1 protein-coding gene is annotated in these 316 nt (G+C 47.8%); it reads right to left on the minus strand.

Annotated features, from left to right (window positions below; all coding sequences use genetic code 11):
• Positions 1–316, minus strand: a 316-nt coding sequence (locus J0A66_RS22515; protein ID WP_277603624.1) for a RapZ C-terminal domain-containing protein, incomplete at both ends; no start/stop codon positions are given.

Below are 316 nucleotides of genomic sequence, written 5' to 3' on the forward strand. Positions count from 1 at the left end.
GGTTTTTGCCAGGCTCTCTGCGACGAAGACGGAACGGTGCTGACCACCGGTGCACCCTATGGCAATAGTGACATAACTGCGGTTATTGCGCTCCAAATGGGGAAGCCAAGTAGAAATCAGATTTTGAATTTGCCAGATAAACTTGGTCACTATAGCTTGAGAGCCAAGAAAGGCCTCCACTTGTGGATCCAGACCGGTCAGGTTTTTCAGTTCCGGCTCCCAATGGGGGTTAGGTAAAAAGCGGGCATCAAACACATAGTCGGCATCTTTGGGAATACCGTGTTTGAAACCGAAAGATTCAAAAATCAAAACCAAG

Origin of the sequence: Bowmanella dokdonensis, from assembly GCF_017254865.1 — a bacterium.
Taxonomy (GTDB): domain Bacteria; phylum Pseudomonadota; class Gammaproteobacteria; order Enterobacterales; family Alteromonadaceae; genus Bowmanella; species Bowmanella dokdonensis.